This is a genomic window from Bdellovibrionales bacterium, assembly GCA_016714165.1.
Classification (GTDB): Bacteria; Bdellovibrionota; Bdellovibrionia; order Bdellovibrionales; family UBA1609; genus JADJVA01.
The window spans coordinates 99,234-122,959 of the sequence record JADJNU010000004.1 but is presented as its reverse complement, the minus strand read 5'-3'; the positions used below and the strand labels follow the sequence as shown (position 1 = coordinate 122,959).

26 protein-coding genes are annotated in these 23,726 nt (G+C 44.7%); 15 read left to right on the top strand and 11 right to left on the bottom strand.

Annotated features, from left to right (window positions below; translation table 11 throughout):
- Positions 1-12 precede the first annotated feature (12 nt).
- A complete protein-coding gene (locus IPJ71_17575; GenBank protein MBK7845460.1) occupies positions 13-1,665 on the top strand; it encodes a hypothetical protein in 1,653 nt (550 codons plus the stop codon).
- A gap of 32 nt (positions 1,666-1,697) precedes the next feature.
- Here IPJ71_17575 and IPJ71_17570 read toward each other — a convergent pair whose 3' ends face one another.
- Positions 1,698-3,518, bottom strand: a complete 1,821-nt coding sequence (locus IPJ71_17570; GenBank protein MBK7845459.1) for a HAMP domain-containing protein — start codon at positions 3,516-3,518, stop codon at positions 1,698-1,700.
- A 232-nt stretch (positions 3,519-3,750) separates the two neighbouring features.
- Here IPJ71_17570 and IPJ71_17565 point away from each other — a divergent pair, with 232 nt between their 5' ends.
- The 4 genes from IPJ71_17565 (at position 3,751) to rpmG (ending at position 6,171) form a co-directional block, all read left to right on the top strand.
- Entirely contained in the window at positions 3,751-4,356 is a 606-nt protein-coding gene (locus tag IPJ71_17565) for a hypothetical protein (GenBank protein ID MBK7845458.1), read from the top strand.
- A gap of 59 nt (positions 4,357-4,415) precedes the next feature.
- Positions 4,416-5,552, top strand: coding sequence for a ParA family protein (locus IPJ71_17560; protein ID MBK7845457.1), 1,137 nt, complete (start codon positions 4,416-4,418; stop codon positions 5,550-5,552).
- A gap of 23 nt (positions 5,553-5,575) precedes the next feature.
- Positions 5,576-5,875, top strand: a complete 300-nt coding sequence (locus IPJ71_17555) for a hypothetical protein (protein ID MBK7845456.1) — start codon at positions 5,576-5,578, stop codon at positions 5,873-5,875.
- A 113-nt stretch (positions 5,876-5,988) separates the two neighbouring features.
- Positions 5,989-6,171: a 50S ribosomal protein L33 gene (gene rpmG, locus IPJ71_17550; GenBank protein ID MBK7845455.1), complete on the top strand. Its 183-nt coding sequence runs from the start codon at positions 5,989-5,991 to the stop codon at positions 6,169-6,171.
- Positions 6,172-6,198: 27 nt separating this feature from the next.
- Here the strand turns inward: rpmG and IPJ71_17545 are convergent, their stop codons facing one another.
- The 6 genes from IPJ71_17545 to IPJ71_17520 form a co-directional block, all read right to left on the bottom strand.
- Positions 6,199-6,918 (bottom strand): response regulator transcription factor, encoded by a 720-nt coding sequence (locus IPJ71_17545; GenBank protein ID MBK7845454.1) that lies wholly within the window; start codon positions 6,916-6,918, stop codon positions 6,199-6,201.
- Between the two features lie 133 nt (positions 6,919-7,051).
- Positions 7,052-7,810 (bottom strand): endonuclease/exonuclease/phosphatase family protein, encoded by a 759-nt coding sequence (locus IPJ71_17540; GenBank protein ID MBK7845453.1) that lies wholly within the window; start codon positions 7,808-7,810, stop codon positions 7,052-7,054.
- Positions 7,810-8,949 carry a phosphatidylserine/phosphatidylglycerophosphate/cardiolipin synthase family protein gene (locus IPJ71_17535; GenBank protein MBK7845452.1) on the bottom strand — a complete coding sequence of 380 codons (1,140 nt, stop codon included), beginning with the start codon at positions 8,947-8,949 and terminating at the stop codon, positions 7,810-7,812. Before IPJ71_17535 ends, IPJ71_17540 begins: the two co-directional genes overlap by 1 nt.
- Positions 8,950-9,009: 60 nt before the next feature.
- Entirely contained in the window at positions 9,010-9,486 is a 477-nt protein-coding gene (locus IPJ71_17530) for a hypothetical protein (GenBank protein ID MBK7845451.1), read from the bottom strand.
- Between the two features lie 48 nt (positions 9,487-9,534).
- Complete coding sequence (locus IPJ71_17525; GenBank protein ID MBK7845450.1) at positions 9,535-10,971, bottom strand: hypothetical protein; 1,437 nt, start codon at positions 10,969-10,971, stop codon at positions 9,535-9,537.
- Positions 10,972-11,150: 179 nt separating this feature from the next.
- Positions 11,151-11,558, bottom strand: a complete 408-nt coding sequence (locus IPJ71_17520; protein ID MBK7845449.1) for a hypothetical protein — start codon at positions 11,556-11,558, stop codon at positions 11,151-11,153.
- 234 nt (positions 11,559-11,792) lie between these two features.
- On the opposite strand from IPJ71_17520, the gene IPJ71_17515 reads away from it, so the two are divergent.
- A complete protein-coding gene (locus IPJ71_17515; protein MBK7845448.1) occupies positions 11,793-12,161 on the top strand; it encodes a hypothetical protein in 369 nt (122 codons plus the stop codon).
- Positions 12,162-12,226: 65 nt separating this feature from the next.
- Here IPJ71_17515 and IPJ71_17510 read toward each other — a convergent pair whose 3' ends face one another.
- Both IPJ71_17510 and IPJ71_17505 read right to left on the bottom strand, forming a co-directional pair.
- Entirely contained in the window at positions 12,227-12,505 is a 279-nt protein-coding gene (locus IPJ71_17510) for a DUF481 domain-containing protein (GenBank protein ID MBK7845447.1), read from the bottom strand.
- A 39-nt stretch (positions 12,506-12,544) separates the two neighbouring features.
- Complete coding sequence (locus IPJ71_17505) at positions 12,545-13,015, bottom strand: DUF481 domain-containing protein (GenBank protein ID MBK7845446.1); 471 nt, start codon at positions 13,013-13,015, stop codon at positions 12,545-12,547.
- A 223-nt stretch (positions 13,016-13,238) separates the two neighbouring features.
- Between IPJ71_17505 and greB the strand changes: the two genes are divergently transcribed.
- The 3 genes from greB to IPJ71_17490 all read left to right on the top strand — a co-directional run bounded on the left by greB (position 13,239) and on the right by IPJ71_17490 (position 15,156).
- Positions 13,239-13,715 carry a transcription elongation factor GreB gene (greB, locus tag IPJ71_17500; GenBank protein MBK7845445.1) on the top strand — a complete coding sequence of 159 codons (477 nt, stop codon included), beginning with the start codon at positions 13,239-13,241 and terminating at the stop codon, positions 13,713-13,715.
- Between the two features lie 158 nt (positions 13,716-13,873).
- Positions 13,874-14,260, top strand: coding sequence for a hypothetical protein (locus tag IPJ71_17495; GenBank protein MBK7845444.1), 387 nt, complete (start codon positions 13,874-13,876; stop codon positions 14,258-14,260).
- Entirely contained in the window at positions 14,257-15,156 is a 900-nt protein-coding gene (locus IPJ71_17490) for a hypothetical protein (GenBank protein MBK7845443.1), read from the top strand. The genes IPJ71_17495 and IPJ71_17490 overlap by 4 nt, the downstream gene beginning before the upstream one ends.
- On the opposite strand, the gene IPJ71_17485 is transcribed toward IPJ71_17490, so the two are convergent.
- The gene (locus IPJ71_17485; protein MBK7845442.1) at positions 15,150-16,100 is read right to left on the bottom strand and encodes a trypsin-like peptidase domain-containing protein; all 951 of its coding nucleotides are present in this window, start codon (positions 16,098-16,100) and stop codon (positions 15,150-15,152) included. The genes IPJ71_17490 and IPJ71_17485 overlap by 7 nt on opposite strands.
- Positions 16,101-16,183: 83 nt before the next feature.
- Positions 16,184-16,933, bottom strand: a complete 750-nt coding sequence (locus IPJ71_17480) for a Crp/Fnr family transcriptional regulator (protein MBK7845441.1) — start codon at positions 16,931-16,933, stop codon at positions 16,184-16,186.
- A gap of 1,153 nt (positions 16,934-18,086) precedes the next feature.
- Here IPJ71_17480 and IPJ71_17475 point away from each other — a divergent pair.
- The 6 genes from IPJ71_17475 to IPJ71_17450 all read left to right on the top strand — a co-directional run bounded on the left by IPJ71_17475 (position 18,087) and on the right by IPJ71_17450 (position 23,723).
- Positions 18,087-18,491: a hypothetical protein gene (locus IPJ71_17475; protein MBK7845440.1), complete on the top strand. Its 405-nt coding sequence runs from the start codon at positions 18,087-18,089 to the stop codon at positions 18,489-18,491.
- A gap of 72 nt (positions 18,492-18,563) precedes the next feature.
- Positions 18,564-18,974 carry an aminoacyl-tRNA hydrolase gene (gene arfB, locus IPJ71_17470; protein MBK7845439.1) on the top strand — a complete coding sequence of 137 codons (411 nt, stop codon included), beginning with the start codon at positions 18,564-18,566 and terminating at the stop codon, positions 18,972-18,974.
- Positions 18,975-19,170: 196 nt separating this feature from the next.
- Positions 19,171-19,839 (top strand): MotA/TolQ/ExbB proton channel family protein, encoded by a 669-nt coding sequence (locus IPJ71_17465; GenBank protein ID MBK7845438.1) that lies wholly within the window; start codon positions 19,171-19,173, stop codon positions 19,837-19,839.
- A gap of 37 nt (positions 19,840-19,876) precedes the next feature.
- Positions 19,877-20,311, top strand: a complete 435-nt coding sequence (locus IPJ71_17460) for a biopolymer transporter ExbD (protein ID MBK7845437.1) — start codon at positions 19,877-19,879, stop codon at positions 20,309-20,311.
- A 17-nt stretch (positions 20,312-20,328) separates the two neighbouring features.
- Positions 20,329-20,688, top strand: coding sequence for a biopolymer transporter ExbD (locus tag IPJ71_17455; protein ID MBK7845436.1), 360 nt, complete (start codon positions 20,329-20,331; stop codon positions 20,686-20,688).
- 83 nt (positions 20,689-20,771) lie between these two features.
- Complete coding sequence (locus IPJ71_17450; GenBank protein MBK7845435.1) at positions 20,772-23,723, top strand: tetratricopeptide repeat protein; 2,952 nt, start codon at positions 20,772-20,774, stop codon at positions 23,721-23,723.
- Positions 23,724-23,726: the final 3 nt, after the last annotated feature.

Sequence of the window (23,726 nt, the reverse complement as noted above, 5' to 3'; positions counted from 1 at the left end):
GACAAGATGCGAATGCCCGAACGGAAAATCCGCAGACAAAAATTCATTTGGGAGCTAAGTTCCCTTTTGTTTTTGTGTTCGATTTCCCTGATTGCGTTAGCAGCGCCCAACACTTATCTTCGAACTGTTAATTTTGGTTGGGAACAAGTTGACGAAGCGACTCAATATGAAATTAGAATTTCTCGGTTGTCATCGCCCCTAAAAAAAGGAGAAAAAAGTCAAACCTTTGTTGTTAAAAATCCAGAATGGACTGGATCACTCCATCCTGGACGCTACACAATGGAGCTGCGCTCCTTTGACGACAGAAGCGTTCCAGGAGATTGGAGTGATCCAACAGAGTTTTCTGTAAAATTCCCCGCGCCTCCAATACTTTCTCCCGCAGATGCAAGCAAAATTGCAACGAACGAAGAAAGAGAACATCTGGCAAAGTTGGAATGGCAAATGATAGCTGGAGCCCCTGAATACACCGTTACGATCGAATCACTTGATGGATCTTTAAAAAAAATAGAAACAACCAAAGCCAATTCACTGAGCCTTCCTCTTCCGGTGGCCGAGGCTTTTAAGTGGACAGTCGAAGTCTTCGTAGATGGTGGCGACAAGCAAGATCTACCGGACAGGCCTTCGACATTTTCAGTATTTGGGAAGCGACTGGATCCTCCTCTGATCAGCAAACCATTAAACAAATATGTGACCGAACTGACCTGGACGAAGCCAGCTTTTTCAGAAGAATACGATCTGATTCTATCCATCAATTCGAAGGGAGGTTGGAAAGAAATCCAAAAAGTGAAATCTTACAAATCAGAGGCTTATCCATTTGACCTGTCACGCCCAAGCGGAACCTATAAAATCAAAGTTCAGGCAAAGGCTCCCCTTCGACCAAGTTCGTCGATTGCTGAGCTCACCTTCGAGGTGCGCGGCAATATTAAGGATCCTAACGCCCTCGCGGAGGCCCGCCTAAAGGACTCGCTGATCAAGTCCACAAATCGATATTTCATTGCCAGCTACCTCATCACTCAGATTACGTATGAAGGCACAGATCCCGAACTTAATTCAGGGGCAGCCTTTCGTTCGATTGGAGGAACAGGGCGGCTCGGAATCGGTTACAACAGCCGAGAGACTCCCTGGGGAATATTTGGCATCCTTGATCTTAGCGGATTTGATTTGGATGAAAGCAGGTACACTTTTGCAGCGGCTGAAGTTCACGGCACTTGGCAGCATTATTTAGGAAATAATCAAATTCGCTACGCGACTGGATTTTTTTTCAAGGAACTACCGGACTTGAGGGGAAATCAAACAAACGGCTTTTCAGGACTCGGAAAAACACGAAGTTACGGTCCTCACGCAGGAGCACAACTTTGGCACCCCCTGTCCGATCGATTGGGTATTCAAGTCCAAGGTCGCCTTTATGTTTCTATGCTAGGCATCGGAGCAAATGATCAAGATATCGTTACCAGTCTGTCATATCAGGCGGGCATTCTCGGAACCTACAGACTGGATCAACAAACCATGGGGTATGCGGGGTATGTCTATCGTGCGGATAGGGCCTTTTATAAGTCAAGGGTCTTTGGACCTTCGTTTCCTGACAGTTTTGCTACTTCTGGGGATCTCAATACAATTTCAATCGAAGGACATTACCTTAATCTCATGTTGGAATATTCCTTTTAGCCTCGTCGATGTGAGATGTGATAAAGTTTGCCTTAGGAGGCGACTTTGACCTTGTCTACTTCGCCTGATTCGTAGTCGGAGTAGGCCGTCTGAACTTTTACGGGCTGTCCCGCTTGATCGTAATATCCGCGAACTTTATATAAAGTCAGAGGCTGACTCTTCCCTTTGACTTCCACTTTTCCAGCTTCTTCAGTGACAAATTCCTTCTTAACAAGCTCCGCAACCTCATCACTGAGAAGCAAGTCCGTTCCGAAAGCCTTGGTTGAAGCCTCAATTCTGGATGCTTGATTGACCGTATCTCCAATGACAGTATATTCCATTCTTTCATCACTTCCAATCGTCCCTGAAATGACAAACCCACAGTGGAGTCCTATACCCATTTTGAGCGGAACTTGATTGCGGGAAATTCTGGTCTCGTTGAGTTTTTCAAGCGCTTGTCGCATTTCGATACAAGCCTTGACCGCGTTTTGTGAATCACGATCAGATGCCGTAGGAGCCCCCCACACGGCCATGATGGCATCTCCGATGAACTTATCAACAACCCCATTGTTGCGGTTGATAATTCCAACCATGATTTGGAAATATTCGTTTAGCATGGTCACAACCTCTTCTGGAGTGTGACCCTCACTAAATTTCGTAAAATCGCGGATATCGCTAAAAAAGACGGTCACGTTTTTCCGACTCCCGCCTAGCTGGAGGTCACCTTTTAATAAGTCATCGGCAACACTCGATCCGTGGAATTTATTAAGCAAATTTCTCACTTTGTCGCGTTCTTGAAGACCCGACACCATGTGATCAAAAGCAATGGCTAGCTGTCCAACTTCATCCCGAGAGCGAACTCCAGACTTCACATTAAAATTGCCAGCCGCGACCGCGCGAGTCATTACGACTAACTTTTCAAGAGGGGCCGTAAGAGTCAAAGAAACAACAAAAATAAGAAAAAGCGAGATCGACAAAAACTTACCTGCAACGTAAAAGGCTTCGCGTCTGACAGAATGGGCCGCTTCAAGGATAACTTCCTCAGAGGCCTGAGAGATGGCCGTAACGGCCACCGATGTTCGAGAATAGGCCCCGCTAAAAGCTTCACCAAGCGTATTCTTGAATCGCAATTGTCCTTGCCTGAGCTTAGACTGCAAAGCCTCTTTAACGATGGGTATTTGAATCATCGAGGCCCCAGAGAAAACCATTTTTTCATCTGGGTGAGCCAACAAAAAGCCTTCGCGATCAACCAAATAGAGGAGCCTCTCGCTCACCTTGCCAAAAACTTTCTGCAGTCGATCTAGACGTATCTCGGCTACAGCAATATGGGTGATTGTGCCGTAGTCATCTTGCACAAAGGGAAGTCCAATCGTAAGAAGAGGTGCCCCACCTGACATCGTCGCATTTCGAATTTCGATTTCTCCGGCAAAGATCGCCCCGCGACTAAAACGCTGGTTCTGCTCTTGGTAAGCTCTCACTCTGTCAATGTAGTCAGAAGAGAGACGATACTGCTGAAGATAGTCCACATTGACGATTCTATCCAACGGCTTAGGTTTATCTTTGTGCCAGATTTCAAGAGAGACAAGGTCTCGATCTTGTCTAAAGGTCAAGCTCAGCGCCTTTTCCTTCTCTTCCTGAGTTGGATACTCTTTCAAGAGCAAAGATGATATCATTTTGATTTTATCAATATAAGCAATGACAAGACTTTCAACCTCAGTCGCCCGAGCACCTGCCTGCCCTCGATTGGAATCCTCTTCGCGAGAAATTGTAATCCTTTCGAATAACTCGGCACTCTTAATAGATATGAAAGCCGCCACACTGAGAATAAGAATTGAAGTCAAAATGACCAATTTGAAACTGATTGGAATTCGCAGATTATTAAAAAATTTCACATCTATTACATCGGAAACCGTTGGCCATGGCGCAACGAGAGAAGAATTTTCTAGACAAACGCCCTGTCGACCTATTGCCAGGAATCCAGAATTATAGGAAATTTGGCACAACAACCAAAATTGTTATTTCTCATGTAGTTTATTGGAATTCGAGGTTTTGAGTGGAACATATCCACCTCTGCTTGGGTTCACCGCTGAATCGAGGAGTCACTCAATGGACCAAAGACGCAAAATACTCTTGATGGCAGGTTTAGGAGCATTTATCTTGTTCGGCATGTTCCTAAGCGTCAGCATGCGTAAAGGTCAAAACCTTGCGGCAGAAGCGCACTTCAACTCAAAAAATATTCATCGCTCTCCTGCCGAATCCTCTCAGGGAGCAGCGCCCCCTCTCGTTCGCCTCCTTTCCATAAATCCCCAGTCGCTGCAAGCAATGCTAAAAGCCGCTGGCAATCAGGCCACCTTGATGTACACGTTTTCGGTCCAGACACCTAATTTTAGAAGTGAATTGCGGCTTCTTCATAAAATGAAAGTCTTTTATGCCCCCTATCAGGTCGGAATTGAGTTTCTTAACCTGGATCGGGAAGGGGAGGATGAAGGAATTCAAACTGTTTTTGATGGTCTTGAATCAACCCCAGACTATCCCATCCTGAGACCCGAGGGGGAGGCCCTCCTTTTCTTAAAGTCATTAACCCCGGTCGCCTCGTCAACCACTCCGGCCTTCTTTGTTTTTAATAGGCAACATCAGGTTGTTGATCACTGGGAGGGCCCGACTCCAATTAAAGATATTGATGCTCGGTTTAGAAAGGCTTTTGCCAAATAAGGCTCATTCGACACCTATTACATGTTCCATCAAAAAATCGACTCCCCTTGACCCCTTAAATGAAAGCTGTTGAACTGTTTCGAGTTCTTCTTTCTGAGAAGAAAGGTGGAGGCATGTTTTATTCCCGTTCGCAGGTAATCAAATTATTTTCTTTCGATAAAGAGACAGCGCTTTCTCCTGCAAATCTCGTTTGTTTGGAAAAGAACAAGAGCATACCAAAGGCTACAAGGAACGATGTTGATGAGCGACGCGTTCGTGGCTGGTCCACTCAGAATGTTCCTCTGATTGGTCAACATCTTGGATTCTTGAGAAAACCTTCAACCGCACTGGTCTATAGTTTTTTTGTCACGAAGGGGGGAGTTCTCAAATCCTCCTTAGCCCTGAATTTTGCCCGAATGGCAGCTTTGCATGGTCTCAGGACTTGTGTCGTTGGACTTGATATGCAGTGTGATATCACAACGTCCCTGGGTCACATGGAGGAAGTTGAGGCCAATGATTTAGAGGCCGCCCTCCGATGGATGGAGAGTACGCGCGGCCTCTATGATATTTTTGTTGGAAAGGCCGAAGTCCAAACAGTTATCTTGCCAACTGACATTCCAACACTTTTTTATATTCCAGAAACTCCTGAACTCGTGTCACTCGAGCAGAGCCTTCTGCATCGCCCTCGCCGAGAACAGTGGTTACAGGAAACCGTCATTCAGCCTCTTAAACGCGAGTTTGATTTGGTAGTGCTCGATTGTTCTCCGAATTGGAATCAATTGATCACAAACGCCCTTGTTGCCTCTGATGTCCTCATCTCTCCCCTTGAATGCAAGATCAACAATTTCAGAAATCTTAAGATGTTTCGCGTTTTTATTAGCCAAATTCAGAGAGACCTTCTGCTCAATTTCCGACAGTTCTATGTTCCAACTCGGCTGAATTTCTCTCGGCGCCTCAGTCGCGATATTTTTGAATGGTATCTCAAGAATATCCCTGACTGTTTGAACTTTGCCATTCGGGAGCACGGCCAGGGAGAGGAAGCTACCGCCATGCACCTCTCTGTCCCCGAATACCAACCCGGATCTAATGCCTCACTTGAAATGAATCAATTAATTAAATCGATTTGGCTTCCAAACCTACCTGCCGACAAGGCAAGCCTCATTCTTACCAAGAGTACGAATACAGTCCATCAAAGAACACCAGAATCGTTCCTGTAAAGACACTCAGTTAGGAGATAACAATGGCCCTTTCTCTGGAGGAGCTTCAAAATAAAAGGTCGAAAAAGATAAAAGAACTAAAGGAAACTCCCCGACCTGAAAAACTCAAGGCCGCTAAGCGAAAGCAGACACCAAGGCCAGACATTCAGTTCCCATGGAATCCGCCCGGCGAAGCTGATATAGCCCACACGATTTTGGTACCAGCCAAAACCAGCGGCCCCGCTCGGGGACCAATCGTGTATATTCAGGAATTAGTCAAAGTGAATCGAAGAAGAAGAGCCTCTGGAAAGGGATTTTGTCTGCTCTCCCCCTTCAAATTTTGAGCTCCCGGCCCAGGATTTGAGATTTCTTGGCTCGAAGAGATCTTTTTCCTGTTATTTTAGCTGGCATTAACCAAATGTTGGCGTTATAAGACCAAATCCCGGAGGTTGATGAAATGGCAAAGAAAAAAGGGAAAGTTCGGATAATCACGCTGGAATGCACCGAGTCTCGGAAGGCTGGGATTCCTCCTTCTCGCTACACGACAAAGAAAAATACTCAAACCCACCCCGAACGGTTAGAGAAAAAGAAATACAACCCCAATATGCGTAAGCATACGATTCACAAAGAAATCAAATAGCCCCGTGGCCCAGTTGATCCTTTGAGATTAAGACGCCTTCTTGTGGGCGAGTTCATCCAAGGAAAACTTGTATCCCACCCCATGAACTGAGCGCAGGCATCTTTTGTAGTCACCCATTTTTCGCCGCAAAGATGCCACGTAGGTGTCTACGCTGCGATCTAGAACATTTGTAGATTTTCCCCAAACTCCATCAAGAATCTGTTCTCGACTGATAATATGGTCTTTATGAGAGGCAAGATAGTAGAGTAGCTTAAATTCAAGGGGCGTTAGGTTAATTGAGGCTTCCTGGCCTTCATAATTAATGTCCAGGCGTTGCATATCCAAAAAGAAAGTAAAAGGTCCTTGGCGAAGGACTCTGGAATTCTCAGATTCAATGCGGGTCCACCTTATTTTTGCCTCAACCCTTGCTCGCAGTTCGGAGGGGTCGCAGGGTTTCACGATATAATCGTCAGCACCAAGGGTAAATCCAAGAACTTTGCTAGACACCTCGCTTTTCGCCGAAAGGAACATAACAGGTGTCCGAGCATACCTCTCAAGTTTTCGAATACGACTGCACAGCTCGAATCCATCTCCATCTCCTAACATAATATCGAGAATAAAAAGGCTGTAACGGCTCTTTTCCAGTTTAGAAACCCCTTCGGCAAAACTTTTGGCCATTTCTAAATCACAATGGCCATGTAAGGCCTTACCAATCACCAAACGATGAGATTCTTCGTCCTCTACCAACAGCACTTTGGGCAATGACATACAACACCTCTCCAAAAAGCTTCTTTCTGTACCTCTGATTCTCAGGCACCAACATATCATCTATATGATCGGAAGAATGTTTATGAAAATTTATTAACATTTCAGCAAATTTTCGTCTCGCTTTGATGCGCCCTTACTGGAGCTTAAAATCAACAACCAGAGGCGCATGGTCGGAAAGCCGATTCCAGGGCGAACCTGTCATGACGACTGCTTCGATTGGAGTCAGGCCACGGTAATAGATTCTATCTAGGCACAGCAACGGATGCGGACTTGGAAAGCTGCGAGCATACCTGCCATAGAGGGTATGAAATGCCTCACGAACACGAATGCGCTCTCCAATGTGCCGACTCGCTCCCTGAGTCCAATCATTAAAATCACCCGCAACAAGGAGTGGACCATCAGTCACCTCTTCAGAAATGCGCATGATCAAGCGATCCAATTGCTGTAGCCGACCTCCGGCCAAGAGATTCAGATGCAGGCATACCAAATGCAAATCGCCCAACTTCGGATGTAACACTGAAACATGCAAAAGCCCTCGTTTTTCTAAGGGGTTGGTGGAGATATCCAAATTGGTCCATTGCCGAACAGGAAAGCAACTCAAGATAGCATTGCCATGACTTCCCTCCTGGTAAACCGCGTTCTTGCCGTAGGCATAGTGCTCCCATACGGAATCTGCCAAAAACTCCAACTGTGAATCAAATTCCTCCGAATTCTCTATGTCATGCAGGCCCAGTGAACCAGGACCTCGAATTTCCTGAAGAAAAACCAAATCGGCGTCGACTTCACGGATGAGATTCCTGATGTTCAAAAGCACTTGTTTTCGAGAATAAAAGCAAACCCCTTTGTGAATGTTATAGCTGAGAACCCGCAAATTATTCTGATGAGCTTTCACTAAATCCACCTCTTGAAAATCAAAATGAATCTTCCGATCAACCTCTGAACCCAGGGACGTCGACTCACATCAGCCACAGAAACGAGATTCGATTGTTCACAATATTGTGTGAAATTCTTCGCCAATGAGTCAATATTCTCCGAACGGGAAAGGACTACGTCTGCTTCGAGATCATGATATTGGCTCCGATAATTGAGATTTGTGCTTCCCAGTTTACCCCAATTGTCTATCACCATAAATTTCGCATGGGCAAATCCGTCTCGAAACTCATATAGTTTCACACCGAGAGGGATCAGAGGGGCGAGTAAAATTTCGCCAACCCAACGAGTAAAAAATACGTCTGTAAACCCCGGAAAGCACAGACGCACGTCCACCCCGCGCTGTGCCGCCCTAATCAAGGCCCTTAATAGCTTTGGAGAAGGCACCCAATATGGGTTCGCTATCCAGACACGTATCGTTGCGAGATTCACGCGTGCCACGAGCAAGCGCAGACGATTTCTTCTCAATAACAAAGTGTGATTGAGTTCGACATAAGGATTCCGCCAAGATCTTGAAATGCGTCTTACCGCCCTTGGTTGTCGCACCGAATCCATTATCCAAGACGCAGAACGAGTCCAATTAAATGAAAAAGCCGAACTAAGATCACAAACTCCCGGCCCTTCAACCATGACTCCCACGTCCTTCCATTTCAAACTGGCCTCGCTGATATTGACACCACCAACAAAAGCCTTTTCTCCATCAATCAGAAAAACCTTCTTGTGATTTCTTCTGTTAATTGAGTTCAATAATTTGAGAATCCAAAAGAAATGGGGAAAATTTCGCAATCCCCATCTGCTCCAGGGACTCGCCAAGGGGTGATAAACCCGAGTTTTAATTCCCGTCTGCTCAGGAAGAGACTCCAGTGGACCATGTACCCAATGAGGAGAACCAATTCCATCAACAAGGAGCCTGACTTCAACGCCCCTTTTCACCGCTTTCGCCAGTTCTGTGATCAATCGCCTACCGACCTCATCGCTTGAAAAAATATAGACTTCGACGTCAATGGACTGTTTTGCATGACTACATGCGCGAAGTATCTCGTAGAAATACTCTTGGCTTGAAAGAAAGAGTTTCTCAGTGGTCCATGCTATCGGACCCATCAGTGATTCGCCCTGCATAGCTGTCAATATACCCGATCAGCGCGGGTTCAGGGAATCTTTCTATCGCCCCTGGCTTTCTGGGGCCGGCACGTCAATTCGTTTCCAGACATAAACAAAGGGCTTACCGTTCACCTCAAAATAAAGGTAAAAATCGCCATTCCGAATTTCTGCCTGAGTTTCGGTTTCTCTTCCCTGCCTCATGTCCGGATCAGTGGCGCAACCAATCGCATTTTTTGGATTGATCCAGGTCACCCGATCCTTTAACCTGCAACCGCTAAAGACATACTCTCCATGCCGCTCGCAAAACCCCTGCTGTCCCCGACGATCCCAAAATACCCGGTCTTTCCCATCAGGAAAAAATTCAAAAACCAAATTAAGGTCCGGGTTAGGAATTGGTGATTCAACCCCCTGATAGATGTACTTGTCCCAAACCCATTTTCCAACAATCGATTCTCCCTCACAAATCACCGACTCACTACGACCAACCGCAGAAAAGAAAAAAATGACAACAACAAAAACCACTCTGAAGTTCTTCACATCCACCTTCTCGTATTCCTATCCCATCCAAACATATCGTGGCCTTGCCTACCATACCCAACCTCTTCTTATCAAAACGGCCTTGATTTGCCCAGCGCTCTTATCATCCAAAGAAATGTCCTCAACAGCTTCCTGCAAGACAGCAGGAAAATCCTTCAATAAAGAACCAGCCCCCAATCGTCCCAAGCATTGCAAAGCCAGTCGACCTGTCAACTCTTTGCCAAGAAATTGACGAATCTCCCACAAAGTTCCGCTCACAATCGTAGAATCGTGATAGAGAGAGCCTTTCGCGTCCGTCCTATAATTCAAAGAATTCTCCAAGTTGCGACGAAACGGAGCTTTTAAATAGCTATACTCAGCCATACGTGGACTATCTAAAAACGAAGCCGCAATAAAATCGGCAAATCCTTCGTTGAGCGATCCACCTTCTTTGTCATTTGGAAGGCCGGCCAAAATTTGCACTATCGAATGTCCGACTTCATGGATCACGATAGATGGATCCTGTGGAATTTTCTTGTAGATCACATTGTCCCCATCTCCCAGATAGATATTTCCGCTGAAGTAGAATGCGGCATTTGAAGGAACAACTCCTCCGACGTGAACCTTCACTTTGAGCTGAAAGGGCAAGGAAAGAGAATACTGAGATCTCAGCCAAACCAAGGCTTGCTCAACAAAGTAATAGGCCTGCACCTCATCAAACGCGCTCTCGTCAGGCTGAAAACGAAACTGATGATCTAGATTAAAAGCTCGGCTCCCCCCCTCTGATTCAACTTTGAGCAGAGAACTCGTCAGAGTCCCATCACCCACCAAATTTGAAAGAATCACATCGGCCAAGGGAGTTCGAAATGGAGACCCCGGGAAAACTTGAGCGGTGCCAGTAATCAAGTGATTTGTGACAGAGCGACGCTCGATAATCCGGCCCTTTTGAGATATCTGCGCCTGTACGACATCTGATTCATTGTGAAGAAGATAACTCAACTCAACAAAAGGCTCATAACCTGTAAGACTTGATTTCAAAACAATCTGAGAAGGAAAGATCTTTTTTGCCTCTCGAAGTTCCGGATAGATCTGCCAAGCCAAACTCAGGACTTTCTCCTTCTGTGATACCAACTGCTGTGCCTTCTTTGTGTCACTCTCAGACAAGTGATCGGTAGAAACATCCCCTTCAATCAGCTTTGGCGCTCCCGAACTATCGCGCAGTACCTTTATCCAACTTCCCTCAACGGGAAAACCTCCGTTCATTGTTCGCCAATGTTCAATTTTATAACCTGAAATCTCGACATTCTCAGATTGAGACTTGTGAGGAGATGAGATGAGCGTAGCCAATTCAGGCGTCAAATTTTGTTGAGAGGCACGACTCCAGCGAACACGAGAGAACTTATCCTGAACACTGCAACCAAGGACTGGCACAGCTAGCATGAGAGAGAGGAAAATAAACCTTACAAAAGTTTCATCTTCGGCTCCATGAGTGCAAATAAAAAACACAAAAACTCCCGCCGATTCTTAAAGTCTGGAAACCTGCTTACCTATAGGCCCGTAAACCCAAAATCTGAGATCCAAATCATGTGGGGAGACGTTTGAGAGTCCCCCCACACTTTCGGAGCACTGCAATTCCAAACTCCAGAACAAAGGCGAAGGTTTCTTCTCCGCCGTAGCTCAGCCCATTACTCGATGGTGAGTGTTTTCTCGAGATAGTTGTCGTTGCCATCTATGAATCTAATTCTGTGCTCACCAACTCCGAGCTTGCCAAGTGTCACAGATTGCGTAAATGGCACCATCATCATCAAACACATGCCTTCGCTCACTCCCGCAACAGCTCGCACTTCGTGTATCTTGGTGGCCCAGTCATGCCCGACATCTGCTCTTTTCCAACGATAGCAAGTATTTGAAAATAAGCCTGCCACAACAACATAAGCCTCTGACTCGGCATCAAAACCACTCGGTATAAATGCATCGTTAACACCAACGACAACTTCCTTTTCCTTTCTTGGAGGCGTGGATGCCCCGGCATCCAAAAATGGAATAGCCAATGTAAAAACCACAGCAACAGCAAACAAAATCCGATTTCTCATATTTTCCCCCTTTTAAAAATTTAAATTGCGAACCTACAAATGATAGTAAGCAATGATTGTTCCATTTTGAAACATCTATAAATCAACCATGAAAAAATATACGGGTATATTTGTCTCAATTTTATTGCTCCTCACGAGACTTATCTGTTGACAAGATGAGTCAATATTCTGGATGGCCATCTGAGACCTCTTGAATTAAATTGGTTGCAAGATGGGCGGATTGGAGAAATTCTCATGAGATTGTTTCTTGTTTTGATGAGCTTTGGAATATCTTTTCCCAGCTTTTCTCAGAGCGTGGATTTAGACGCTCAGAGCAAGGGCTTTGCTGGCCTCCGACAGAGTGGAGAGCTGGTTAGCCTTGAGCTGGTGCCAAAGGGAAAACAACTCCGCCTTAAACTTGTGGGAAATGAAGCTGCAAGTGTTAAAATGGGCGAGGTTTCAGTAGAGGCAACTTACGGTTTTGGAAAGGTCAAAAAGCGGCTGACAGTCACCAAACAACAAGGAGAGTTTTTGATCACGCGGGACAAGGTGGAGCCGGTCGATCTTAACATACGTGTGATGACGCCAGATCAAGTAGAGGACTTTGACTTCCAGTTAAAATAAATTATCCTTTAAAGCATTCGTCGGGGTTGAGTCAGCTATCCAAAAGCAAAAGCCCAAAAGTACATTTAAAACTTCACCACTAAGCTTGAAATGTAGTTCATATCGGTTTTTTTCACTGTGGCCGGAGGATAGTTGTCATGGGTGACGGTCGCTTCCAGCGCAAGAGCCAGGTTCTCTGTCCAATTCATCTTTAGGATGCCACTCGAAAGGAGCAGGTAATCATCAAGTTTTTCAACTTTAGGTTGGAAATATAAAACAAAAATTGCTGTTACGTCCTTCAAGTCAGTTGAGCGGAGTGAAAAATAAAAATTGGCACGAGCTGTGTTTTCCTGTTCAGAGCTCAATAACCCAGTCTCATAAACCTCATCATGGGAGTAATAGATTCAGGCTCCCAAGGCATAAGTAATACACTCTATTTCTGGCAACTCCCAACGCCAGCCTCCACCTGCCAATCCTCGAAAGCGGAGCCTATTGAACTGGTTTGTTTGGGACTGTATGTAGCCCTCCCAAAAACGAAGAGGGGCCACCGGTCTAACATGTCGCAAGTGAACAAGGCTCTCGCTTGTATCCTTGATTCCCTGACTTTCACCATACCTATAGTTGACTAGGATAAATTGCTGGGACAAGCCAGAGTTCCAAACGGAGCTGTGTCCGAGCCCACCGTATATTCTGTCACTGTTTCCGGCTCCACCATTTAACTCAAATCTGGCTTCGCCTTTGTAACCAAGATCCTCTACGCGAGGCCTCACAGCCTCAACATTGACGATATTCTGAGCGCTTGCGCCCGGATTCTCAAAAAAACAGCCAGCAAGCACAAGAAGAAAGAAAAGAAAAATCAAAGCCGTCCTCGTCATCAGGGCTCCGGACCCTATCAATTCAATTCCTCTCTGCCAACAATTAATCTACTTTCCAAAAATCCCCTGCACACCCACATCCTCTTCACACCTAGAAGAACTCGACCCACTAACCGACCAAAACCATTATTCGACCAAAACATATCTCCCCATCGCTTCCCCTTTTACAAGCCTCTGTTCTCAGCTTGTGAAACAACGAGAGCTGTGAGAAGAGATCGCCACTATGGCCAATGCCCCTAACTACATCACTCCTTCTGGTCTCGAGGCCCTCCGAAACGAGTACCGCGAACTCTTTCACCAAGAGCGTCCAAAGCTCGTAGAAACAATTGCTTGGGCAGCAGGCAATGGCGATCGGAGCGAAAATGCTGATTATATCTATGGCAAAAGACGCTTGAGAGAAATTGACCGTCGCTTGCATTTTCTTGGACAACGCATTGAGATGGCACAAGTGGTTGATCCAAAGTCTGTCTCAGCCGACAAAGTTCTCTTTGGTGCGACAGTCACTGTACTCAACGAACAAAATGAACCCAAAACCTATCAAATCGTGGGGGAGGACGAAATTGATGTCTCTCGCGGAAAGATTTCCTGGAAGTCTCCATTGGCCAAGGCCCTTTTAAACAAAAAGCAAGGTGAGGAAGCACTCATTCATAAACCAACGGGAGATTCAATTGTTGAAATTATCCGAATCGAATACCTCTAGAAATAGGCTTGTCGATTTCGGTTACTGTCGATTTCTAATTTTGAATATTTTTCAAAAATATGAAATAACTCGCTTCCCAGTTGCCCTTTTTTGACTCATAGCGTAAAAGTTATATTCCAGATCGAATAAGCCGCCCAAGCAGTTGGCACGGAGAAATAATGATTGGAATCACCGGTAAATCAAAAAGTCCCTTGAAGGCAATTCTTGCCTGTAGCCTTATCTCCCTCATCTCAAGTTTATTTTTCATGGGTTGTGCAAAAGAGAAGAAGAGATCCAATGAGGGGGGGCCGAAAGTTCAGACTTATTTTGTTAATGGCGATCCCATGAATCTTATTTCCGGAAGCACTGGTGAACCCTCAACTCCTTTTGATGGGAATCAGATTCGCAACACAAACAACTACCTTTTAAGATCAATTATCCAGTTTAAGGAGAAGGAAGTTGTTGTTCCTCCCAAACCCATTCGGAATCTAGAAAAGAAAATGCCCCCAATGATACGGACCCAAGCCAGGAGAAGAAACCTGAGGTTTCACAAACCTATAACATGATTGAAAAAACCAATGGTGTCTGGAGTTTTGAATCGCAAGATCCGAGTCAAATTAAGTTTTTACTGAATTTTGATCCCAATGGAAAACTTAAGATTTTCGCCCTGCAGAAAAATGAAGATACGAAGCTTATTATTACCCCCATTCACTTTAGCTGTTCTCAGGATTGTCAAATGATGAGCTTTCTTGGTCGTTATGAAACTCAAAAATCAGGCTCCACTCTTGTTGCTTTTTATTGGACAAAAAATGAACCAACTCCTCCAATTCCCATTGGCACAAAGGTATTTAATTACATTTTTGGAAAAGGAGTGAAGATTCCCTGGAACAACAAATCCCCACTCCCCGTGAAGATTTGCGGAGCCGAGACCAGGAAGATTGAAAAAACCATTCGGGAGGCCGTAGCCAGCTGGACTCAGTTACTCACCGACCGCCTTGAAATCAAACTCGAGGCGGTGGATATTTACCCGCCATTTTCTGACCTGAATTTTCATTGTATTCAAATTGTTGACAACTATTTAGTGGAACAAAATCCCCAAATTGCAAAAGAGGCCATCACTATTGGCACGTCGAATCTCATTACCAACCAAATGCAGGATTCCGACATCTTTATTTTTGCAAAGGAGCGGGAAAAATATGGAGATTTTTTTGGTTATATCAAAAGTCTTGTTCGAACCGCCAGGCACGAATTTGGACATCTCTTAACCCTCGACCACCAATTCGAACTCGAAAGTGTCATGTCCTACAAGCCTGAGGAATCCCAATGTTCTCTCTACGATGCAATGGCCATCGCAAATCTCTATCCCCACACGAAGTCGATGAAGCCACCTCGCCCTCATGAGGGTCTTGGACAGGGCTCGGGCCAGCGAACAATGTTGTTCCAGACAGTGAGCAATCAGTGAACTAAGTGGCACTGAGGATCGTTCAGACGAAATGCGCCTTGTCCGTCAAAACAGGTTGCTAGCTCCTGAACTCTCTGCGCATAGTTAAATTCAGGATGGGAGGATGTTTTCCCCGTCTTTTCAATTTCGCAGGGATGATTTTCCTGACAGGGAGTTCTCACTCTATCATCCACTCCCGTGTTGATCAGAGCTACAATTTTACCTGTGACCAAAGAAACAAGAGATGACCCAGAAGACCCACCCACTACACTGCACTTGTTCCGCATTGAACCCCCGAATCTCCAATCTCCTTCGAGTAAGTCAACAACTTCAAGAATTTGGCATTCGCTCTTTCTCAAGTAACGACTCCAAAGGCCACTTTGAGGGATTCCCACATTTGCCACCTTCTCTCCATAAATTGGGGCATCCGATGCGATCGGAAAGCCATTTAAACCAACCGAACGCAAATCTACTCTCTTTCCTCTCAGTCTCATCAAGGCCAAATCAGTCCCGGTCATCGTGGCGTATTCGATTCTCTCGACCAAATATTTAATTTTACGATTTCCGGCATCTTCATAAAAACGCGCCGTAAAGCTCAATCCACGTGCGGGAGCTCGGTCAACCAAAAATTCTCCCGGCTGTGGAAAGCCGTCCATCAGACAGTGTCCATTGGAAACAACATAAACCGGTGCATCATCCGCCCCGCCCACATCAATGTAAGTGGCTGAACATCCGCCTCCAAATGATCCTTGACTGAGAAGTCCCATGCTTCCCCATTCTGGAGAACGATCAAAAGACAGCAATTCCCATGCAACCCGACTGGAGTTAGCCTGATCGTCAGGGAGCCGATTTCCATCTTTATCAAAAATGCTCTGAGGAGAGTGAGCGTTTGACTGAAGCGAAACAAGAGCAGATGTCAATAACACAATCAATTCGGCTTGAAGAAAGAAAAATCCCCTTTTCATAGTCACCCCCCAGTTTCATTTGGAAAAAATTAGCCCGAATATTTAATCCACTGTTCAATGCTTTCACAGTGTCAAAAAATAATCTACCCCTCTTTTGTCGAAACCAGGTAAGAAACCAAATGGGGAGCCTTGTCGGCCTTAAACTCGCTCGCAATTTCTTCTAATACTTGACGATTTTGGATTTGGGTACGCCGACCTGTCTTTCTCACCACCCCCTTCGCCAAAAAATCAGTAAAGCAACGTCCGACACCCTCTTGAGTCACTCCTGCCCATGCTGCCAATTCCTTGTTCGTCCAAGGACGCGATCCCAATTTTCCATTAAAATAAAGAATACCCGCGGCAACGCGAGCTCTGAGACTTTTGTTTGACATGACTTGCATATGACTCAGAAACTCTTGAATACAGCGCGACTGCATCTCGAGAAAAGATTCCGCTAATTGACTGGAAATCTCCATCACCTCCCGCACACGGACACTTGGAAAAAGACATAATCTCGTCGCTTCCCTGGAAATGTAAACGCACTGAGAATGCCGTGATTCAAACAGACAATCAATCCCGATCAGATCCCCAGAAACCATGATGGCGGCAACAAAATATCGGTTACCACCATTACTCACTTTGCGAGAAATGGATCCTTCCATGACATATCCCACCTTCAAAACTTCCATATCATCAGATGAAACCACCTCACCGGGAGAAAGTTTTAAAATTACTCGATCACGATTCAGTTCATCCAAAGCTCTTGCCAGATCAGCCCGTCCGTCTATTGACCGACCCATCAAAAGCCCTTTGGATCCACTCCCTCCGCCACTGTCGTCACTTCCCATTTTCAAATTTTATGACCTCCATTTATTCGCAAAATTTGTGATCGCACCCTGCCCAATGATGATATGAATTCCTCTCTCTCATAACAAAATATTTCTGCTTAGACTGAACCTTGAGTTAGGTATTTCGATCAAAATCAATATTCTCAGTTAAGTAAAATTAATTTACTGATTCGAATCAATATTTTGACTAATCTGAGTGAAATTGAGAGGCCTCAAGTCTCCAGAAAGTTATGACCTGGTCATAATAAAAAACTGAAGTGACAGGTCCCATGTGGTCCCAGTTTTGAACGTGCAGCAACTCGACACCATGAATCGGTTTACGATATCGATTGGACTTGTAAAATCATCCGTATTTCCATGGTCTTGAAAAATACATGTCCCGAAGTGAAACAGATAAATGCTCACTTGTTTTGCATCTCGATTTCATTACAGGACATTTTCTATTCTGATTTCAATGGGTTATGTTTTTTCACTTGGACTGGAATTTGAATTCTATCTGAAGTGAATGTGGAGCATTTGAATCGAGACAAATAAGGGGATAGGACACTGGCACATAAAGACGTCAGACTCTTTCAGTTTGTTTTAATTGTACTCGCAACAGCGTTGTCTGCGGCCGGCCTTGTCTTTACTCTCCCTCCAGAAGATCCACTCAAACCAGTGTCAAGTACGACTGCAAAGAACCAGGAACAACTGACTACACGAACAACACCGAATCAGTTTATGCCCAGCTCTCAAGTGAAATCAGACAAAAACTCCCGGCCAAAGCGAAAATTTGTGTCTAAGAACTTTAGGAAACGAAGTTTGCGTCCGGTTCTCGTTAAAAAAATTAAATCAAAGATAGTGGCAGGTAACTCACCTAATGACGTTTTTGTGTACAACTCTTCACGCTCCAGACAAAACGGTCTATAGGTCGCTCAGATACAGCATCATACGCAATAATCTCTCCTTCCTGTACCTAAGTCTCAATCACAATCAAAACCTGCTCAGACGGATCATGTGATGGTAGCCTGATTAAAATGCAAAAGGTCCCTCGCCGCAACATCAATTCAAACTTAACCTTTGTTCCTCAGCTCAAAGACGACAGGCGGCCCCTTTGAGATTCATCCTCTTCCTGCCCTTCATCTTCTTCTCCATTTCATGCGATCAAGGTGGCTTCTTGATGAAGACACAAGCCCAAAAAACTCTCAACTCCACCTGCCAGCAGAGGAGGGGCTCTCTCCTGAATTGGATTTGGTGCGGGGACAACATAGTCGCCGGAAGTGCTGTGACCGAAGTCTGCCTTGGAAATGCCGTCTTATCAGATCGCACAGCGACCGTTCTTCGCTTTTCAAGCCACGAGAGAAATTCGGAAGAATGCTGGTACTCAACAGACGCTGCACAGGATGAGACTCCATCTCCTGAATGCAACCAAATCAAGATGCGAAAGTACGAAAAGGAGATTGCGACAAGAATAAAATCCACGGATTTTTTCGAATGCTATCAGGACGGCCTCATCCTTAGAGTTTCAGGGAGCCTTGGCGGACCCCGAGAAGAATTTGTAGCCAAACGCCCGTCTACGAAATAGAATTTATTCTCATGGGTATTTGCGCTCGATGCTTATATTCGAAGAGAGAGCATTTTCGCACTTGAGGTAAAAGTGACTCCTTTCACATGGAAACGAATCTTGGACGAACTGGATTTTCGCTATAGCCGCAGCTCAGGTCCCGGCGGTCAGCACGTCAATAAAACTGAGTCAAAAGCTGAAGTCCGTTGGAATCTCGCGAAAACTCATGCGTTGACCCAATTCCAAAAGGCCAGAGCTCTCGCTGAGCTTCAAACCCTCATAAAAAAGGGAGAATACATTATTTTCACTTCAGAAGAGTATCGAAGCAGAGAACAGAACAAAGAAATCTGCATTTCAAAACTGAAGAAAATGATTGAGAAGGCCCTGTCTATTCCAAAAAAGAGAATAAAAACAAAGCCCTCAAAAGCTGTAAAAACAAAACGTATTGAATCTAAAAAACAGCGCGGTGAAATCAAAAAGACCCGCAAAAAATACAGATATTGAACTTTTGCGTCACTCGACCTGAATCTCCTCAAAACGGCCTAATCCTATTCTAGGCAACGAACTTCCCATAATTGTCACTCCTTTTGAAATTCATTTAGCCTCTTTTCTTTCTATTGCCATTAAACGGTGGCTTTAGCCTGGCATCGCCATTGCGATAGACAACTGAGGAACTAAACCCAGAGAGAGGTGGTATCAAATGTTTACGTATATTTCAGAGGCTTTCACTCATGGCGGAATTTGGATGTATGCCATTTTGGGCGTGCACATATTTTCCATTGCTATCATTATCGAGAGAGCTTATTTCTTGTATCTGAGGAGATCTCCAGGACAAAAGAAGCTAGCTCGACATTTTGAAGACGACATCAAAAAAGGTCAAATCGATCAAGCCTTAAGCAAGGCTCGAAACATCTCCCAATCAAATGCATTGGGTTCAGTGGCCGTCGCAGGAATCCAATCGGCGATCAACCTGGGCGGAAAAGATGAAATTCATGCAAAGATGGAAGAAGTGCTTTCATCAGAAAATGCAAAACTCGAAAAGAGGACATCTTTATTGTCGATGATAGGAAACGTATCAACCCTCATTGGCCTCCTGGGTACAATTACAGGGATGATCAAATCGTTCTCAGCTGTGAGTTTAGCGAATGGAGCTGAAAAGGCGACAATTCTCTCAACAGGAATTTCGGAAGCAATGAACTGTACGGCCTATGGACTTGTCGTCGCCATCCCAGCTCTTGTCATGTATTCAGTGCTTTCTAACAGAACCAATGAGCTACAAGAGGATTTGAATCAGGCTTCTACGAAAGTTCTCAACTGGCTTTGCTATAGCTTCGAAAATGTACCGCGCGCTAAACGGAAATCTATATAGTAAATAGTTTTAATATTTATTTATAAGGACGTGACAAATGTTTTCCCGTAACAAGAAAAAATCTCATGCTTCCGCTGAAGTCAATCTTGTCCCGTTTATCGACCTGCTGTCTGTATGCATCAGCTTTTTGCTCTTCACTGCTGTTTGGCTTCAAGCAGGGGTCATGTCCTCCAAGCAGGGTTTAGGTACTGAAGCTCAATCTCAAGATGAAAATCCAAAATCAATGTGGGTGGAACTGGAATCCAAGGACAGTATTCTAGTTTCGACCCACGGTCTTAAAGTTAATGATAAAAAGAAGCGTATCACTTTTGACGATCTTGCTGATTACGCGGGATCCAAAAAGATGGAAAACCCAGAACTCCGAACGGCCATTGTATTTCCACAAACAAACTCTAGTTACGAAGATCTGATTCAAGCGATGAATTTCTTAAAGAAGGCCGAATTTGTCGACATCGGCATTGCTCCTTTATAACAGTGAGGTCCCTATATATGAGAAAAGCCAATTCGTTTAAGAAATCTAAGTCCCACTCTGGAGAACACAGCGGACACAACTTGACCTCATTGGTTGATTGTTTCGCCATTATTCTGGTTTATTTGCTATTGGCGACCTCATTTGGCGAAATCGATCTCGATATGCCAAACGGAATGGTCCTTCCAAAGGCCAGTCAAGCACAGGCCCTGACGAATTCGCTCGTTATTCTTGTTAACAAAAATCAATCCTACCAAATCTCAGGAAGAACGATCGCTCTCCAAGAATTGGGAGAAGAGTTAAAGAAGCTCTCAGACTTACAAACCGACAACCCCGACAAAAAGGCCATCGTCATTCAAGCTGACCGTCAACTGACCTAAAGTGAGCTTAATCCCGTCGTTGTGGCTGGTCTGCAATCTGGCTTTTCTGAAGTTCAATTTGCAGTTATCAAAGAGGAGAAAATGTGAGTCGCTCAAGCCTGATGGCTCTTGCCTTCATTTTTTCAAGCCTCGTGTCACTTCAAAGCTACAGCTCCGAATCGGAGTCGTCTGCCGTTGCAAGAATGGATCTGCAAACTCATGACGCCCTGATTGGAAAACTCACAGCTGTACTGCCCAGTTTGCCGAATAACTCAGAACAGGCAACCACCATAAAGATTCGGCTTGGTGATCTCTATTCTGAGCGCGCCCGCCTTAAAGACATTGCAGCTGGTGAAAAAAATTGCACCGAATGCAAAGACGCAAAAAAGGATCGCGAGAAGGCGATCGCGTACTACCTGGCAACAAAACGAATGATCCTAAACCACGTTGAAGATCTTCAAAGGGTCAACCTTCAGTTGGCTAATCTTTACAAGTTGACAAATCAGAGCAAAAGTATGGAGAAGACCTATAAGGAAATACTTAAGGATAATCGACAGTTCAAAATTCACTCAAAAGCCCACCTCGGCATAGCAGAAATGTTATTCCAAAATGGGGACTATCGTAAAGCTGCGATCTCCTACGACTCAGCACTTCGAAGAGCCACGCCTGAAGACCGGGCCTACATCGTCTTTCGCCAATCGTGGACAGCCTACAATCTTGGACGCAACGATGAAGCGCTACGAACAATACAAAAGGCCATCAGACAGGCCGAAAGACTTTCTCTCACTGCATTCCACAAAGATCTCATGCGAGATTATGCAACCATGCAGGCACGAAACCCTTTTACATCCAAGGATGTAGATACCTATCTTGCACATTCTCCAGAAAAGGATAGAATCGAAAATCTCAAATTTTTTGGCGAAGAAGCTGATCGTCTTGGGAACAAGAAAGGTTCTCTTCTTATCTGGACCCTTTTGCTGCGACAAGATAGCTCAAGCCAAGACAGTGCCGAAATCCAATTGAAGCTCGCGCAGAACTTTTATGACCTTGAAAATTATCCTCAAGCTCTCCATCATCTCGATCAGACTGTTGTCTTCGTTCAAAAAAAGAACTGTTCAGACAAAAAATGTGAGAGTGTCAAAAACGATTTTAAATCCCTTTTAGTTACTTGGACAAAAAAGGAAAAGACCGCCCCAACGAAAAATCTCTCATTGGCTTATCAAAAGTATATCTCCTGCAATCCTGAGGATTTTGAAGTTATCGTTTGGGCTGCTCAAGTGGCAAAACAACGCAATGATAGAATTACTGCTTACGAACTCTACGAGCAAGCGGCGATTATTTCTGCAAAAAAGAAAATGAAAAAGGAATTGGAATCCTCTCTGGTCATCGCCATTGAGATTGCCGAAGAAAGCCACAATCAATCGCTTTATGAGAGGGCTCTCAAAAAATATCTCGAACTTAATTCAAATGGACCCTTGGCCTACACCGTTCGCTATCAGCTTGCCTATATTCTCTACAAGACCAACAAGTATGCAGAAGCTGCGGAGGCGTTCAAACTCTTAGCTCTGGATAGCGATTTCAAGGATAGCAAACTTCGCTTGCAGTCTGCTGAACTCTCACTTGACGCTTTGAAACTTATCAAAAATGATCGCGAGATCCGTGATTTTTCCCGACTTTATGCTCCCAAGTTTCCCAATCGCTCCGATCATTTTAATGAAATTGGGCGCAAGGTTACAATCAACCAGATTGTCTTAGCTTTGAAATCAACGCCCATTGACGATTCACTGGTTCGTTCTGAGTTAAAAATCCTAACATCTTATCCAGTTAAACATTTGTCTGCTTTTGATCAGGCAACTCATTATCGCACCATGATTTTGAGTTCTGAAAAACTTAAAGATCTCGAAACAATTTCTTCGTCTAGCAAGAAACTTTTAGCCGTGAGAGGCATAACAAAGACTGACATCGAATTGGCTAAGAAAAGTCTGCTCTGGGTTCATGAACTTAAATTGGAATTTATGGAAGCCTATAATGTCGCCAGCGACATGCCAATGAAAAATTTAACTCAAGAACAAAGGTCTTTGCGCCTGGGACTTCTGGCCGAGTTGGCAGGACTCAACCCTGAAAAGCACTTCAATGATTATCTCAGAACAGCTCGATCCACACGCAACACCAACCTCATTCGCATCAAGCTGATCCGCCGAAGTCATTACAAATGGGCGGTCTATGACAGAATGATAGGTCAATTGAAGTCAAATCCGGATCTATTGGCCCAAATCACCCTGGAAATTCACTCACAAGATCCTCGTCCTGCAAAAATTGATAGAGCCCTTTCTGTTCCCGGCGTGCGTGCCACACCAGAAGGAATCTACCTATCAAATCTAAAGCTCCGAAAGAATTTTCTGCAGTTTTCTGATCGGGTGCACCGTCACAGCATTGCAACAACCTCAGATCGAGGTCTCCAAAAAGGAATCAAGGAAAGAATGCAGCTTCTTGAGAAGCTAAAGAACGAATACAATGAAGCCAATCAACACGGAGATATCTATTTACAAGTTCTCGCTCTCAAAACAATTGTCAGAGAAAATAATCGATTTTATCGCCAACTGACTGGCCTCCCAACCCCTAAGGGTCTCTCTCAATTGGAAAGAGCAACCTACAGTAAGCTGATTCAGGAGCGAGCACAGCCTTATCAACTGGCTTCCAAAGAGGCTGAAACTCTGTTGTCCAATTTCTTTTCTATTAACTCGCAGAACATTGATAAACTGAGGAACTCAATTGGTAGCGAAGATCCGGTGGCTCGCATTGTCGCTCTGAGTGATTACAGGGCCCTCCGGGAATTCCTCCCAAGCAGTGAGGTTTCTCGATTCGAGAGCGAAATTCAAAATTTGAAAGTGAATCCTTCACGAATAGAAAAAGCACGCCAAAATGTCGAGAAAAATCCATTGGACCCATCAACACTTGAAGACCTTCGTGAGTTAGAAGCAAAACGTGCAAACGGTCCTTTGATTGCATATTTAGATGAAAGATTATCTCAGATTAAATCTGAGACACGGAGATAGAAG